Source organism: Sphingobium sp. MK2 (genome assembly GCF_040170545.1).
In the GTDB taxonomy this organism is placed as follows: domain Bacteria; phylum Pseudomonadota; class Alphaproteobacteria; order Sphingomonadales; family Sphingomonadaceae; genus Sphingobium.
This window is the reverse complement of the sequence record NZ_JAZDXA010000012.1, coordinates 13,544-27,206: the sequence shown is the minus strand read 5'-3', so window position 1 is coordinate 27,206 and position 13,663 is coordinate 13,544. Positions and strand designations below refer to the sequence as shown.

At 64.5% G+C, this 13,663-nt stretch carries 17 protein-coding genes; 4 read left to right on the top strand and 13 right to left on the bottom strand.

What is annotated here, in order from left to right:
- Positions 1-127: 127 nt before the first annotated feature.
- Genes V2I08_RS07905 through V2I08_RS07895 form a run of 3 tightly spaced genes read right to left on the bottom strand, consistent with a single transcriptional unit; the run spans position 128 to position 2,715 of the window.
- Positions 128-1,336 (bottom strand): ABC transporter, encoded by a 1,209-nt coding sequence (locus V2I08_RS07905; RefSeq protein WP_349634611.1) that lies wholly within the window; start codon positions 1,334-1,336, stop codon positions 128-130.
- A 32-nt stretch (positions 1,337-1,368) separates the two neighbouring features.
- Complete coding sequence (locus V2I08_RS07900) at positions 1,369-1,677, bottom strand: hypothetical protein (protein WP_349634610.1); 309 nt, start codon at positions 1,675-1,677, stop codon at positions 1,369-1,371.
- A 42-nt stretch (positions 1,678-1,719) separates the two neighbouring features.
- A complete protein-coding gene (locus V2I08_RS07895; RefSeq protein ID WP_313924812.1) occupies positions 1,720-2,715 on the bottom strand; it encodes a cysteine synthase A in 996 nt (331 codons plus the stop codon).
- A 193-nt stretch (positions 2,716-2,908) separates the two neighbouring features.
- On the opposite strand from V2I08_RS07895, the gene V2I08_RS07890 reads away from it, so the two are divergent.
- The gene (locus tag V2I08_RS07890; RefSeq protein WP_349634609.1) at positions 2,909-3,868 is read left to right on the top strand and encodes a cell wall hydrolase; all 960 of its coding nucleotides are present in this window, start codon (positions 2,909-2,911) and stop codon (positions 3,866-3,868) included.
- Positions 3,869-4,228: 360 nt separating this feature from the next.
- Positions 4,229-4,357, top strand: coding sequence for an entericidin A/B family lipoprotein (locus V2I08_RS07885; protein WP_037476638.1), 129 nt, complete (start codon positions 4,229-4,231; stop codon positions 4,355-4,357).
- 75 nt (positions 4,358-4,432) lie between these two features.
- Here the strand turns inward: V2I08_RS07885 and tatC are convergent, their stop codons facing one another.
- Genes tatC through glmU form a run of 10 tightly spaced genes read right to left on the bottom strand, consistent with a single transcriptional unit; the run spans position 4,433 to position 12,082 of the window.
- Positions 4,433-5,212: a twin-arginine translocase subunit TatC gene (gene tatC, locus V2I08_RS07880; RefSeq protein WP_310221784.1), complete on the bottom strand. Its 780-nt coding sequence runs from the start codon at positions 5,210-5,212 to the stop codon at positions 4,433-4,435.
- Positions 5,209-5,643: a Sec-independent protein translocase protein TatB gene (gene tatB, locus V2I08_RS07875; protein WP_349634608.1), complete on the bottom strand. Its 435-nt coding sequence runs from the start codon at positions 5,641-5,643 to the stop codon at positions 5,209-5,211. Before tatB ends, tatC begins: the two co-directional genes overlap by 4 nt.
- Before the next feature lie 26 nt (positions 5,644-5,669).
- The gene (locus tag V2I08_RS07870; RefSeq protein WP_349634607.1) at positions 5,670-5,906 is read right to left on the bottom strand and encodes a twin-arginine translocase TatA/TatE family subunit; all 237 of its coding nucleotides are present in this window, start codon (positions 5,904-5,906) and stop codon (positions 5,670-5,672) included.
- Between the two features lie 27 nt (positions 5,907-5,933).
- Positions 5,934-6,530, bottom strand: a complete 597-nt coding sequence (scpB, locus tag V2I08_RS07865; protein WP_349634606.1) for an SMC-Scp complex subunit ScpB — start codon at positions 6,528-6,530, stop codon at positions 5,934-5,936.
- A 2-nt stretch (positions 6,531-6,532) separates the two neighbouring features.
- Positions 6,533-7,294 (bottom strand): ScpA family protein, encoded by a 762-nt coding sequence (locus V2I08_RS07860; protein ID WP_349634605.1) that lies wholly within the window; start codon positions 7,292-7,294, stop codon positions 6,533-6,535.
- A gap of 8 nt (positions 7,295-7,302) precedes the next feature.
- Positions 7,303-9,126: a glutamine--fructose-6-phosphate transaminase (isomerizing) gene (gene glmS / locus V2I08_RS07855; protein WP_349634604.1), complete on the bottom strand. Its 1,824-nt coding sequence runs from the start codon at positions 9,124-9,126 to the stop codon at positions 7,303-7,305.
- Between the two features lie 15 nt (positions 9,127-9,141).
- The gene (locus V2I08_RS07850; protein ID WP_037476631.1) at positions 9,142-9,522 is read right to left on the bottom strand and encodes a PIN domain-containing protein; all 381 of its coding nucleotides are present in this window, start codon (positions 9,520-9,522) and stop codon (positions 9,142-9,144) included.
- Positions 9,519-9,878, bottom strand: coding sequence for a ribbon-helix-helix domain-containing protein (locus V2I08_RS07845; protein ID WP_349634603.1), 360 nt, complete (start codon positions 9,876-9,878; stop codon positions 9,519-9,521). The genes V2I08_RS07850 and V2I08_RS07845 overlap by 4 nt, the downstream gene beginning before the upstream one ends.
- Before the next feature lie 45 nt (positions 9,879-9,923).
- Positions 9,924-10,787, bottom strand: a complete 864-nt coding sequence (locus V2I08_RS07840; protein ID WP_349634602.1) for a metallophosphoesterase — start codon at positions 10,785-10,787, stop codon at positions 9,924-9,926.
- Entirely contained in the window at positions 10,784-12,082 is a 1,299-nt protein-coding gene (gene glmU / locus V2I08_RS07835) for a bifunctional UDP-N-acetylglucosamine diphosphorylase/glucosamine-1-phosphate N-acetyltransferase GlmU (protein ID WP_349634638.1), read from the bottom strand. The genes V2I08_RS07840 and glmU overlap by 4 nt, the downstream gene beginning before the upstream one ends.
- 147 nt (positions 12,083-12,229) lie before the next feature.
- On the opposite strand from glmU, the gene V2I08_RS07830 reads away from it, so the two are divergent.
- Together V2I08_RS07830 and V2I08_RS07825 are read left to right on the top strand one after the other, a co-directional pair.
- Complete coding sequence (locus V2I08_RS07830) at positions 12,230-12,898, top strand: HAD-IA family hydrolase (RefSeq protein ID WP_349634601.1); 669 nt, start codon at positions 12,230-12,232, stop codon at positions 12,896-12,898.
- Positions 12,895-13,662: an enoyl-CoA hydratase-related protein gene (locus V2I08_RS07825; RefSeq protein WP_349634600.1), complete on the top strand. Its 768-nt coding sequence runs from the start codon at positions 12,895-12,897 to the stop codon at positions 13,660-13,662. The genes V2I08_RS07830 and V2I08_RS07825 overlap by 4 nt, the downstream gene beginning before the upstream one ends.
- The last annotated feature ends 1 nt before the right edge of the window (position 13,663 follow it).

Here is a 13,663-nt window from a genome sequence, read left to right as displayed (position 1 = left end):
CGCGAATCCCGATGCACAGGACTGATCAACGCCTGATGAACCCCAATGCCTGATTACCTATCAAGCATGGGCTGGGCTGCAAAGGGAATTTTCGGGATTTACCGGGAAAATCCGGTCAAAAATGGGATCAACCGCTTTTCGGCGCTTCTCCTTCGGGATATACCTTTTTTGTTCTCATGCTGCGGCCCGGCCCAGCCCGGCGCAACAGCAGCGCACCCAGAATCGCCCAGCCTATCCCAGCGAGAATCGCCCAACGCAGCGCCGCGACCACATCCGACCCCTCGCGCATCCAGCGCCGGTCGCCGGGGGTCGTCGCGCCCAGCCAATGGGTCACGCGCGCAGGCGTGTCCGCGCTCCAGAGGCGGGGGTCGAGCGGACGGGCTGGATCGGCGAGCCAAAGCCGGTCGTCGATCAGGTCCGCGTCGCCCAGCAGCACAACCTCACCCCGGCCGATCCGCTTGCGCTGAACCATGTTCGACCCGCTGGACATCTGCACGCCCGACAGGGTGAGCAGGGTGCCATCCGGCAGGAACCAGCGCCGTTCCCCGTCCTCGATACGGTCGAACGCAAAGCCCCAATGGTCCAGCAACGGCTCCAGCAGGCTGGTGGCGGGCGCACGGCGACGGTCGCCCATGGGCAGGTCGGACGGCCAGCGCAGCAGCGGATCGGCCAGCACCACCGCCCTGCCCCCGCTCCGCACCCAGCGATCGACCGCCACCAATGCTTCGGGCGGCATCGCGCGCGGCTGAGCGAGCAGCAGCAACCGCGCAGGCGACGAGTCCAATTGCCGTGCATCGTCGATCGGCTGGACGGTGAAACGGGTGCGCAGCACGGTGACGATCGCGGCGTCGGCCCGCCCCTGCTGATCCCAGAACAAAGGCAGGGCGGTAATGACCGCCAGGGCCGGACGAGCGGTGGCAGGTTGGATCGGTTGCGCCGGGCCACGCCACGCCAGCAAGGCGGCCAGAGCGAGCAAGGCAACACCCCCGGCCATGCGTTTAGCGTTAAGTGGAGAAACCGGCCGGACCAATGCACCACCAACAACCGCTGACAGCGCAACCACGACCAACCCTATCGCCGCCACCGGGTCAGGCCACCGTCCAGCCGCGATCCCGCAGAAGAGCAACGCCGACGCGACGCCGCCCATGGTCCAGGCCAACAACGGCCATCCCCGCCTTGCCAGCCACAGCCCCATAGGCGCCATCACCGCCAGCGCGGGCCAGGCCCAATCCCATGGGTCTGTCTGACCAGTCACAAAGGCGCGCTGCAGCCCGGCGAGCAAGATCGCCAGGCCCGGCAGCCACAGGATCAGGACTCGCTTAAGCGCCGCCATCATGGGCGGGATTGCCCTGACCCTGCGCATCAACGTCAGCGCGACGGCTGCGCGGGGTCGCGATCCATGGGCTTGCGCAAATTGGGGTCCGGCTCAAGGTCGGGGACGAGCGGTGCCTGCTCCGGCGCGGGCTGCACCCCCAATTCGGCAAGCGGGTCCCTCGGCGACACGGCCGCATTGCTCGTCATCGTCGGCACCACCGGCGGCGGCAGCGCCGCATCATCCACCCGTGCCTTCTCGATCACGATATTGGCTAGGCCCACCAGCAGCACAACGCCCGCCAGCCCGGTCAGGCCGATCTGGACGCGCTGCAACCCTTCCACGCGGCGGGGTGTCTCAGCCATGAACTTGCTCATTTTCTTGTCGCCGCGACCCGTGTCGGCGCATCACCCATTGTGCGCGAGCCAGGGGAAGACCGTCAACCCCTTCGCTTCGAGCCACTGGCGATTGTAGAGAGTCGAGAGATAGCGGAAGCCCGTGTCGCACAGGATGGTGACGATCCGCTTGCCCGGCCCCAATTGCCGCGCCAGCGCCACCGCGCCCGCGACATTGATGCCCGACGAGAGGCCGAGGCACAGCCCCTCTTCACTCAGCAGGCGGCGGACCCATTCCAGCCCCTCCTCGTCCGAGATGCGGAACTGCGTGTCGATCGGCGCGCCTTCCAGATTGGCGGTGATCCGCCCCTGCCCGATCCCTTCGGCGACCGACGACCCTTCGGCCTTCAATTCACCATGGGCATAATAGTTGAACAGCGCCGCGCCATGCGGATCGCTGAGCGCGATGGTGATGCCCTCATCCTTGGCCTTGAGGCCGAGGCCCACGCCCGCAATCGTCCCGCCGGTCCCCGCCGCGCAGGTGAAGCCGTCGATCCGCCCTTCCATCTGGGTCCAGATCTCTTCCGCCGTGCCGACGATATGGGCTTTGCGATTGGCGATATTGTCGAACTGGTTGGCCCAGATCGCGCCTTCCGTCTCTTCCGCCATGCGGCGCGAGGTGTGGACGAAATGGCCGGGGTTGGAATAGGGCGCGGCCGGCACGGTCACCAATTCGGCCCCCAACGCGCGCAGCGTGTCCATCTTCTCGCGGCTCTGGGTTTCGGGCATGACGATGATCGACTTATAGCCCTTGGCATTGGCGACCAGCGCCAGGCCGATGCCGGTATTGCCCGCCGTCCCCTCGACGATCGTGCCGCCCGGCTTCAACAGCCCGCGTTCCTCGGCATCATTGACGATGAACAAAGCAGCGCGATCCTTGACCGATGCGCCGGGGTTGGCGAACTCGCACTTGGCGAAGATGTCGCAGCCCGTTTCCTGGGAAGGGCCGGTGAGGCGCACCATCGGCGTGTTGCCAATCAGCGCGAGACTATTGTTCTGGAGCAGCATGGCATGACGCATAGCGGACGCAACGCGCCTTTGCCAAGCAAGGGAATGATGGCCGTGTGAAAGAGCCGATTGTTAACGCGGCCGCTGGTTAACGTCCCATCGCGGCACAGCGCAAAATCCGGCAGGCAATTTTTAGCTTTTTGGCTTATGGGGCAGCGCAGGCAGCCCTTGGCTGCGGCTATAAGGTCTTGAAATGCAGCGGCTCGAACGGTTCAGCGGATGGAAGGGACGCAGCGCGGTCATAGGACTTGCGCTGTTGGCGCTGGCCGCGCCTCGCTTCATCACCGCCGCACCGCTCGACATGCTCGATGGCGACCAGGACCGCGCGTCGGCCGATCCCGCCGAAGAATCGGCCGCGAATTTCCCCGGCTCGGCCTTTTTCTTCGCGCAGGGCGCGTTCGACCCCGTGCCAGGCGTCGAAACCGTACAGAGCCAGCATGTGCTGGGCCTCGATGCGGTCAAGGCCGCCCCCGCCACCATCTTTCGCGGCCTCACCCCGCTCGACAGCTATCGCGCGGTCAATTGCCTGACCTCGGCCATCTATTATGAAGCCGGAAACGAACCGGAAGACGGCCAGCGCGCCGTCGCGCAAGTGGTTCTCAACCGGGTGCGCAGCCAACTCTGGCCCGATACGGTCTGCGGCGTCGTCTATGAGGGGTCCGAGCGCACCGACTATCGTTGCCAGTTCACGTTTAGCTGTGACGGCGCGATGGCGCGGCTGCCTGCGGCTGCCTCTTGGAACCGCGCCCGCCGCGTCGCGCAGGAGGCGCTGAGCGGCACCGTCTATGCGCCGGTCGGCCTCGCCACCCATTATCACACGCTCGCCGTTCGCCCGGACTGGTCGTCCCGCCTGCATGCCGTGGCGGTCATCGGCGCGCATATCTTCTATCGTAACCCCGGCTTCAACGGCACGCCCGCCGCCTTCCGCGCGGTCTATCTGGGCCGGGAAACCCAGTCCGGCCCCGCGCGCCGCGTCTGGCCCGCCCGCCCGGTAGCCCCCGTCGAACTGCTCGCCCCCGTCTACAGCGTCCCTGCACCAGCAACCGCTGCGCCTGCGATCGGCTGGACACCGCCCGCGCCCAAGGCTGATGACAGCCTGCCGGAATCCACGATCCGCCCCGAATATCGCAATAGCGGCCGCCCGCTGATCTGACTTTCGACGATGGCCGGCAGGCTTTTTATTCTTAACGGCCGATTGACCATCAAAGTCTTTGAAAAGACGCGCGATAAAAAGTGCAAATTTTTGATGCCGGTCTGGAACCAGATTTCGGCCTTGTGGGTTCTATATTCAGGACAGCAAATCTTTTGCCCCCCGCTCTTGCTGTCCAATATTATGAGCCCGGAATGCTTCCCCCCCCGACGCATTCCGGGCTCAACCTTTTTACGGGCATACCCAGCATTTGAAATTGTTAAATTTTTCCGCACCGGAACGCTTTGTCGGGCGGCGGGTTCTGACCTGCGTCACCGGATGATAGAACCCATACGGTCGCAGAGTTTCTCAAGGAGACGATCTATGACGAAGAAGATTTTCGCAGCCCTGCTGCTCACCGGCTCGCTGATGGTCGCCGCCTGCAACACCGTCGAAGGCGCTGGCCGCGATGTCCAGAGCGCGGGAGAAGCGGTGGAACGTGCGGTCGATTGACCGCTACGATTTTCTGAATTGCCTCCCAGGCATCAATGAGGTCTGCCCCAAAATGGCAGGCCTCTTTTTTACGTGTCAGGCTGACACCTCTGCAGCGTCTTCGACCTCGCTCTTGCGTCGGTCGGTGAACCAGATCGCCATGATCGTGACCTCGTAGAGCAGCAAAAGCGGAATCGCGAGCATGAGTTGCGACACCACGTCGGGTGGCGTCAGCACGGCCGCGATAATGAAGGCCGCAACGATCATATAGCGGCGCAAGCCGATTAGTTGCGCCCGACTTACGAAGCCCGCCCGGTTCAGCAGCATCAGCAGCACCGGCATCAGAAAGCTGATGCCGAACGCCAGGATGAATTGCATCACCAGCCCCAGATAGGCATCCGCGCTGGGCAGCGCCTCGACCTGCAAGCCGCTGCTATTGCCCTGAAACTCCAGGAAGAAGTGGAACGCCGTCGGCATCACCACGAAATAGGCAAGGCTCGCGCCCATCCCGAACAGAAAGGGCGTCGCGAGAATGAAGGGCAGCAGGGCCTTCTTTTCCTTGGCATATAGTCCCGGTGCAACGAACGCCCAAAGCTGGTTGGCGATGATCGGAAAGGAGAGGCAGAAGGCCCCGAAGAAGGCGATCTTCACCTGCACGAAAAAGGCTTCGTAGAGTTTGGTATAGACCAGCTTGCCGCCACCATCGCCAAAGGCTTCCTTGAGCGGATGAACCAGGATCGCGAAAAGCTGTTCGGAAAAATAGAAACACAGCGCTCCGGTCAGGGCCAGCGCATAGACGCATTTAAGCAGGCGGCCACGAAGCTCGATTAAATGGTCGAGCAGGGGTGCCTTGCTCTCGTCAATATCGCCGATCATGCCGCCGCATCTCCCTTGGAAACGGCGGACGCCCCAGCGACATAGGGCGGCCCATCAACGGCGGCGACAGGCGCAGTCTCGGCTTTGACAGTCGGCGTCTCGACCAACGCATCGGCAGATGGCGCGACATAGGGCGGCTTTTCTTCGCCAGCATCAGGCGCGTCCAGCGCTTCCATTGCGGGCGCTGCGGTCTCCGGCGGATGTTCGGCCATGATCCGCTTATTCTGGTCGGCCCATTTCTTTTCCAGTTCTTCCAGCTCGACTTCACGCACCATCGCGTCGAGGCCGGTACGGAAATGCCGGGCCATGCCCTGCGCCTTGCCGATGATCTGCCCCACCTTGTAGAGCGCGCGCGGCAAGTCCTTTGGCCCGATCACGATCACCGCAATGATCACGATCACCAGAAACTCGGTGGAATCGATGCCAAACATAGGACTGGTCTACCAGATTGTACGAATCAGACCTTGGTCTTGTCTTCCGTGGTCACGGTCGCATCCTGTTCAGGCACGCGATGCCCCTCGATACGGCTGGCAGGCTTGGTGGGCGTGGCGTCATCATCGTCGGCCATGCCCTTCTTGAAGCTCTTGATACCCTTAGCGACGTCACCCATCAGGCCGGAAATCCGGCCGCCACCGAACAGCAGCATGACGACCAGGAGCACAATGACCCAGTGCATCAGCGAGAAGGAACCCATTTTCAATACTCCAGTAAGCAGACCTATCTAGGCCACATCGTCGTCAGTTTCCAGAACGGATTGGCCACCCAGACCCTCCAGCGCCAAATCGACCGGATCGAGCAGGCCGGCGGCCCGCAAATCCTCAACCCCCGGCAAATCGCGACGGCTGCCAAGCCCGAAATGGGTGAGAAAATCCATCGTCGTCGCATAGATGAGCGGTCGGCCCGGCACTTCGCGCCGCCCTGCGGGCCGCACCCAGCCCGCTTCCATTAGCACGTCCAGCGTCCCCTTGGCCACCTGCACGCCCCGGATCGCCTCGATCTCGGCGCGGCTGACCGGCTCATGATAGGCGATGATCGCCAGCGTCTCCATCGCCGCGCGCGACAATTTGCGCGGCTCGTCCTTTTCGCGGCGCAGGATATGCGCCAGGTCCGGCGCGGTCTGGAAATGCCAGCGCCCGCCCCGCTCGACCAGATTGACGCCGCGCCCGGCATAATCGTCCGCCAATCCCGCCAGCGCCGCCGTCAGGTCGCCCTCGCCGACATGCAACTTAAGCTCCGCAGGCGTCATCGGCGCTTCCGCCACGAATAAAGCCGCCTCCACCGCGCGCCGGAAATCGTCGGGTTCCCCATTCCTGCTCATGGTCATGCTCCGGCTCCAGGGGTCGCCGCGCGCAGATAGAGCGGCTGGAAAATCCCGTCCTGCTGCAATTCCACCCGCCCCTGCCGCGCCAGTTCCAGCGCCGCGACGAAACTGCTCGCCAGCGCCGACTTGGCCTTTGGTCCGTCCAGATCTTCGGGCAGGAACGACTCCAGCCTGGTCCAGTCGATCGCCATACCGACCAGCGCGCCGACACGCTGGATTGCTTCGTCCAGCGTCATCACCGGCCGCCGCGCAATGGTGTGAACCACCGGCCGTGTGCGCGCGCGGATCTGGCCATAGGTCTGGATGAGGTCATAGAGGCTGGCGCGCCATTGCGTCTTGCGGACCAGCCGCAACCCTTCGGGCTTGCGCCGCAGGAACACATCGCGCCCGATCCGGTCCCGCGCCATCAACCGCGCGGCGGCATCGCGCATCGCGTTCAGGCGTTGCAACCGCAATTGCAGGCGCAGCGCCATCTCCTCAGGACTGGGATCGGGCTGTTCCTGCCGGGGCAGCAGCAGCGAGGATTTCAGATAAGCGAGCCACGCCGCCATCACCAGATAATCGGCCGCCAATTCCAGCTTCAATTGCCGCGCGCCATCAATGAAGGCGAGATATTGTTCGGTCAGTGCCAGGATCGAAATTTCGCGCAGATCGACCTTCTGCCCGCGCGCCAGCGTCAGCAACAGGTCGAGCGGCCCTTCCCAATGGTCGAAGCTGACGGTCAATATGTCCGGGCCGGGGATGACCGGCGACGCGAACATATCCTCGCTCACTCCACCGTCACCGACTTGGCGAGGTTGCGCGGCTGATCGACATCGGTGCCCTTGGCCACCGCGACATGATAGGCCAGCAACTGCACCGGCACCGCATAGACGAGCGGCGCGATCAGCGGATGCACTTTAGGCATTTCGATTGTCGCCATGCAGCCTTCACCGGCCAAGGCAATCCCTTCCGCATCGGAAATCAGCACCACCTTGCCGCCGCGCGCCTGCACTTCCTGCATGTTGCTGACGGTCTTCTCGAACAATGGCCCACTCGGCGCGATGACGATCACCGGCACCAGTTCGTCGATCAGCGCGATCGGCCCATGTTTCATCTCGCCAGCGGCATAGCCCTCGGCATGGATATAACTGATTTCCTTGAGCTTGAGCGCCCCCTCCAGCGCCATCGGATAATCCGGCCCGCGGCCCAGATACAGCACATCGCGCGCCGGCGCGATCAGATGCGCCATCGCTTCGATCTGCCCGTCGCGGCTCAGCGCTTCATTGAGCGCAGCAGGCGCTTCGGACAGGTGCCAGACGATCTCGGCCTCTTCCTCCGGCGTCAGCTTGCCCTTCGCCCGCGCCAGATTGGCCGCCAGCGCCGCCAGCACGGCCAACTGGCAGGTGAACGCCTTGGTCGAGGCGACGCCGATCTCCGGCCCGGCATGGGTGGGCAGCAACAGGTCGGCCTCGCGCGCCATCGAACTGGTGGGCACATTGACCACCACCGCGATGATCTGCCCCTCCGCCCTGGCATGGCGCAAAGCCGCCAGCGTGTCCGCCGTCTCGCCCGACTGGCTGATGAACAGCGCCAGCCCGCCCGGCTCCAGCACCGGATCGCGATAGCGGAACTCGCTCGCCACATCGATATCGACGGCGACACGCGCGAATTTCTCGAACCAATATTTGGCGACCAGCCCGGCATAGTAGCTGGTGCCACACGCGACGATGGTGATGCGCTTCACCTGACCCAGGTCGAAATCCATGTCGGGCATGGCGACCTCATTCTCCATCCGGCGCAGATAAGCGCGCAGCGTCTGGGCGACGACCACCGGCTGCTCGAAAATCTCCTTCTGCATGAAGTGGCGATGATTGCCCTTGTCGATCATCGCCCCCGACACGCCGGACAGCGTCACCGGCCGTTCGACCGGCTGATTATCCTTGTCGAAAATCTCCGCGCCATCCTTGGTGATGACGACCCAGTCGCCCTCTTCCAGATAGGCGATCCGCTGCGTCAACGGCGCCAGCGCCAGCGCGTCCGACCCCAGATAGGTCTCGCCATCGCCATAGCCCACGACAAGCGGCGACCCCAGCCGCGCGCCGATCAGCATGTCGGGATGACTGCGGAACAATATCGCCAGCGCGAACGCACCATGCAGGCGCGGCAAGACCTGCGCGACGGCATCTCGCGGCGAAACGCCCTGCTCCACCAATTCGCTCACCAGATGCGCGACCACTTCGGTATCGGTCTGGCTGTCGAAGATGCGCCCGCGCGCCATGAGTTCGGCACGCAGCGGCTTGAAATTCTCGATAATGCCATTGTGGACCAGCGCCACTTCGCGCGTCGCATGGGGATGCGCGTTGCTCGTCGTCGGCGCGCCGTGGGTTGCCCAACGGGTATGGGCGATGCCGGTGGTGCCGGGCAGCGGCTCATCGCGCAATTCAGTCACCAGATTGGCGAGTTTCCCCTCCGCCCGCCGCCGCTCGATCGCGCCATCATAAACCGTGGCGACGCCCGCGCTGTCATAGCCGCGATATTCCAGCCGCTTCAATCCATCGACCAGCCGCTCCGCCACGTCGTCCCTGCCGATGATACCGATAATGCCGCACATGTGCCGGGAAGCCTTTCAGAGTGTATAGGGAACGCGGATACCTGGCATCTCTGCCGGGAAATCCTTTGTATTTCGTGTCACCAGCACGCGACCGCGCAACTGGGCCGTGGCCAGGATGATGGCGTCGGGCGACTTTAGCCTCGCGCGTTCACGGCGCAGCGCAGCCGCCCGATGCGATATCTCGTCATCGATTTCGTCCAGGCCGAACTGTGCCAAAAACATCAGCACCTCACGCACGGCCGTTTCATTCCCTTTGGACAATATCTCGATCCACGCCATGCGGCTGAGCCACATCCGCGCACCGCTATCAGCTATGCGGGAAAGTTCGCGATGCGCGGGTTCGTGATTCAAAAGGGCGTCGATAACGATGTTGGCGTCCAAGCTGTAACCGCTCATGCGCTGTTCTTCTGGTGCGTCTCGGCCGCCTTTTTGGTCAACGCCAGATAATGCGCCCGCTCCTTATCATCTTCTTCCGTGAAATATTCGGGAGATGCGGCGCGGACTTCGTCATAATCATCGTCCCAGGGCCGGGTCCATTCCGCCCGCCGCGCACGTTCATATTCGTGGGGATCGATCGACACGCCATTCCGCGCCCACGCGCCAAAGCCCTGCTGCAGCCAATCTTTCGACGTTTGCGGACGATAGGCCGAAACCGCCTCCCGCAGCACGGCCGCGCGCGACTTGCCCTGCTCGCGCGCGAGTTGATCGAGCCATTTGACGTCTTCGTCGGGAATGTCAGCCAGGAAACGCATGATGATAGATTGATATCATATCATGATATCATGTCAACAGGCGTCTCACTGTGGCCGGACAGTGATCAGCCAGATATCCGGCGGTGCCAGCATCCGAATCGGCAATCCGCTGGTGCCAACCCCGCCCGCCACGATCATCGTCCTCGCCCCATCGCGATACAGGCCGCAAGCATAGCGGGTGCCATATTTCGACGGCACATAGACGATGCCCGCAAAGGGCAGCGCTACCTGCCCGCAATGGGTATGCCCCACCAGTGTCAGCGACGGCGCATCGGGCAAAGCCGGAAACACATCCGGCCCGTGCGACAGGATCAGCGGCGCACCGCCCACCCGCGCCATCGCCGCCAGCGTCGCGGGCAGGTCGATCCTGCGCGTATAAACATCCTGCAACCCGCCGATCACCAGCGGCCCCCGCCGCACCGCGTCATCCTGCAACAGGGTGATGCCCATGCGCGCAAAGGCCGCCTGCCAGTCCGCGCCGCTCAGCGCGCGCTGGTTCTTCTCGCTGCGGCTGTCATGATTGCCCAGCACCGCGACGACACCCAGCGGCGCGCGCAGCCCCGCAAAAGGCGCGATGCTCGCCCGCGCATCATAGGTCGCGCCACCCTTGGCATCACCGATATAATCGCCGCCCAGCAGGATGAGGTCGGGCTTGAGCGCATTGATCTGCGCCACGATCCGCGCCATCCGCGCCGGGCTATTGTCCGGCCCCGACAGATGCGTATCGGTCAGCAGGGCGACCGTGACCGGGACACGTGGTGCATCGGCGGGAAAGGGCAACACCACCTCCGCACGCCGCACCACCGGCATGGCGCGCGCATTGAGGATGAGCCAGCCCGCAAAGGCCAAAGTCGCGATGAGCAATCCTGCCAACACCGTCAGCCAGGGATGCGGCCGGACCAGCCTCATTCCTTGGGCACTGCCTTCTTCGCCACCATCCGCTCACGAAAAGCCGCCGCCCAACCCGGCTTGCTCACCTGCGCGGGCCGCACCAGGCACAACGCATCATCGCCCACCGGCTGCGTCACCACGCTGCCGGCTGCGACGATCGCGCCGTCACCGATCCTGACCGGCGCGACCAGCGCGCTGTTCGATCCGATGAACGCCCCCGCACCGATTTCCGTGCGATATTTGAAGAAGCCGTCATAATTGCAGGTGATCGTCCCCGCGCCGATATTGGCGCCCGCGCCCACGCCCGCATCGCCGATATAGGACAGATGATTGACCTTCGCCCCCTCGCCCAGCCGCGCCTTCTTGATCTCGACGAAATTGCCGACCTTGGCCCTGACCCCGATCTCCGCACCAGGCCGCAGCCGCGCATAGGGACCGATCGTCGCGCCGCGCTCGATGCGCGCACCCTCCAGATGGGAAAAGGCGTGGATCACGACATCGTCGGCCACCGTCACGCCCGGCCCGAACACGACGTTCGGCTCCACCACCACGTCGCGGCCCAGCACCGTGTCATGGGCGAAAAACACCGTCTCCGGCGCCACCAATGTCACGCCCTCGCGCATCGCCTCGATCCGGCGACGCGCCTGCCACATCGCTTCCACGCCCGCCAGTTCGACCCGGCTGTTGACCCCCGCCACTTCCCAGGCTTCCGTCTCGATGACGGCGCTTTGCGCGCCCGGCAGCATGATGATGTCGGGCAGATAATATTCGCCAGCGGCATTGTCGTTGCCGATCTGGTCGAGCAGCACGAACAGGTCGGTCGACCGCACCGCCATCAGCCCGCTATTGCACAACGTCACCGCGCGCTCGGCTTCGCTCGCATCCTTATACTCCACCATCTTGCCGATCATGCCCTGCCCATCGGCGATGATCCGGCCATAGGCGGCGGCATCATCGGGGCGGAAGCCCAGCACCACTGCGCGCGGATCGTCGCCCCGGTTCAGCCGGTCGAGCATCGCCCGCATCGTCGTCGCACTGACCAAAGGCACATCGCCGTACAGGATCAGCACATCGCCCGCGAATCCGGCCAGCGCGTCATGCGCTTGGGCGACCGCATGACCAGTGCCCAACTGCCTGTCCTGCACCGCGATCACCGCGCCGGTGCCCGCCACCGCCGCCTCGACCTGCTCCCGACCCGCACCGACCACCACCACCTGCCGCTCCGGCTCCAGCGCGGCGACGCTGGCCAGCAGGTGCAGCAGCATCGGCCGCCCCGCGACCGGGTGCAAAACCTTGTGCAGCGCAGATTTCATGCGCGTGCCTTGGCCTGCGGCAAGGATGATGACGGCGAGAGGACGGGCGGCAGTCACGATGGCTTTGTCCCTGATAAAAAGATTGATGCCCAAGGCTCTGCCATGTTTGGCTTGCCTTTGCCACCGCCCACGCGGCATGGCGCGGCCATGGCCCATATTCCTTTCGATATCGTCGGCTTCGACCTTGACGGCACCTTGATCGACACCAGCGGCGATCTCGCCGCGGCGGTCAACCATGCCATCGGCACGGTCGGCCTTGTCCCCTTCCCCGTCGCGGCCATCCGCCCCTTCGTCGGTCAGGGGGCCAGGGTCATGCTGGACCGCGCGCTGGCGGCGTCGGACGCGCAGGACGATGCCTTGCTGGCGCAACTGCTCCCGGTGCTGCTCGACTATTACCAACAGAATCTCGCTCTGCATTCCATCCCCTATCCCGGCCTGCTCGACGCGATGGATGCGCTGGCGGCGGCGGGCGTCACGCTCGCCATCTGCACCAACAAGGCGGAGCGTTTCGCCCTGCCGTTGATGGATCAGCTCGGCCTGTCGCACCGTTTCGCCAGCATCATCGGCGGCGATACGGTCGGCGTCGGCAAGCCCGACCCCGCGCCGATCCACGCCATGATCGAGCGCGCAGGCGGCGGCCGCACCATCTTCATCGGCGACACGATCAACGACATAGCGGGCGCGCGCAATGCAGGCATCGCCAGCGTCGCGGTCAGCTTCGGCTTCCTCGACGGCCCGGTCGAGGATTTGCAGGCCGATGCCATCATCCATCATTTCGACGAATTGCTGCCCCTGCTGCAAGGCTGGCCGCAATGACCCTGCGGCTGGAGCGCGAAGGCCCGGTCGCCCGGCTGCTGATCGACCGCCCGGCCCGGCGCAACGCCATGACGCAGGCGATGTGGGAAACACTGCCGGCCCTCGTTCACTACGCCATGGCCGATGACACCATCCGCGTGTTGATCCTCGCGTCGGCCACGCCCGGCCTCTTTTGCGCCGGGGCGGATATCGACGAATTTGCGGCCTGTTCCGGCGATCCCGACTGGCGCATGGCGAACCAGACAGCGATCCGTAATACCCAATATGCGCTCGCCCATGCCGACAAGCCGGTGATCGCCGCGATCGACGGCGATTGCGTCGGCGGTGGCTGCGGCCTCGCCATCGCCTGCGACCTGCGGATCGCCTCGCCCGCCGCGCGGCTCGGCATCACGCCCGCCAAGCTCGGCATCGTCTATTCGCTGTTCGACACCAAATTGCTGGTCGATCTTGTCGGCCCGGCCCGCGCCAAGCGCATCCTCTTCACCGGCGCGCTGCACGACGCGGACACCGCGCTCGCCATCGGCCTCATAGACCAGATCGCCGCCGATCCGCTGGCGGAAGCGGACGCCCTTGCCCGCACCATCGCCGCCAATGCCCAGCATAGCGTCCGATCCTCCAAGGCGATCATCCGCCGCATTCTGGATGGCCAGGCCGATGATGACGACAGGACATTGGCGCTGTTCCGCGACGCCTTCACCCTGCCCGACTTCGCCGAAGGGGTGGCGGCCTTCCGCGCCAAGCGGAAACCCGATTTCGGCGGCTGAG

Bases quoted from the DNA above. Each gene is read 5' to 3' on its own strand.
- V2I08_RS07905 (WP_349634611.1), bottom strand. From the start codon at position 1,336: ATGATGGCGGCGCTTAAGCGAGTCCTGATCCTGTGGCTGCCGGGCCTG.
- V2I08_RS07900 (WP_349634610.1), bottom strand. From the start codon at position 1,677: ATGGCTGAGACACCCCGCCGCGTGGAAGGGTTGCAGCGCGTCCAGATC.
- V2I08_RS07895 (WP_313924812.1), bottom strand. From the start codon at position 2,715: ATGCTGCTCCAGAACAATAGTCTCGCGCTGATTGGCAACACGCCGATG.
- V2I08_RS07890 (WP_349634609.1), top strand. From the start codon at position 2,909: ATGCAGCGGCTCGAACGGTTCAGCGGATGGAAGGGACGCAGCGCGGTC.
- V2I08_RS07885 (WP_037476638.1), top strand. From the start codon at position 4,229: ATGACGAAGAAGATTTTCGCAGCCCTGCTGCTCACCGGCTCGCTGATG.
- tatC (WP_310221784.1), bottom strand. From the start codon at position 5,212: ATGATCGGCGATATTGACGAGAGCAAGGCACCCCTGCTCGACCATTTA.
- tatB (WP_349634608.1), bottom strand. From the start codon at position 5,643: ATGTTTGGCATCGATTCCACCGAGTTTCTGGTGATCGTGATCATTGCG.
- V2I08_RS07870 (WP_349634607.1), bottom strand. From the start codon at position 5,906: ATGGGTTCCTTCTCGCTGATGCACTGGGTCATTGTGCTCCTGGTCGTC.
- scpB (WP_349634606.1), bottom strand. From the start codon at position 6,530: ATGAGCAGGAATGGGGAACCCGACGATTTCCGGCGCGCGGTGGAGGCG.
- V2I08_RS07860 (WP_349634605.1), bottom strand. From the start codon at position 7,294: ATGTTCGCGTCGCCGGTCATCCCCGGCCCGGACATATTGACCGTCAGC.
- glmS (WP_349634604.1), bottom strand. From the start codon at position 9,126: ATGTGCGGCATTATCGGTATCATCGGCAGGGACGACGTGGCGGAGCGG.
- V2I08_RS07850 (WP_037476631.1), bottom strand. From the start codon at position 9,522: ATGAGCGGTTACAGCTTGGACGCCAACATCGTTATCGACGCCCTTTTG.
- V2I08_RS07845 (WP_349634603.1), bottom strand. From the start codon at position 9,878: ATGCGTTTCCTGGCTGACATTCCCGACGAAGACGTCAAATGGCTCGAT.
- V2I08_RS07840 (WP_349634602.1), bottom strand. From the start codon at position 10,787: ATGAGGCTGGTCCGGCCGCATCCCTGGCTGACGGTGTTGGCAGGATTG.
- glmU (WP_349634638.1), bottom strand. From the start codon at position 12,082: ATGAAATCTGCGCTGCACAAGGTTTTGCACCCGGTCGCGGGGCGGCCG.
- V2I08_RS07830 (WP_349634601.1), top strand. From the start codon at position 12,230: ATGGCCCATATTCCTTTCGATATCGTCGGCTTCGACCTTGACGGCACC.
- V2I08_RS07825 (WP_349634600.1), top strand. From the start codon at position 12,895: ATGACCCTGCGGCTGGAGCGCGAAGGCCCGGTCGCCCGGCTGCTGATC.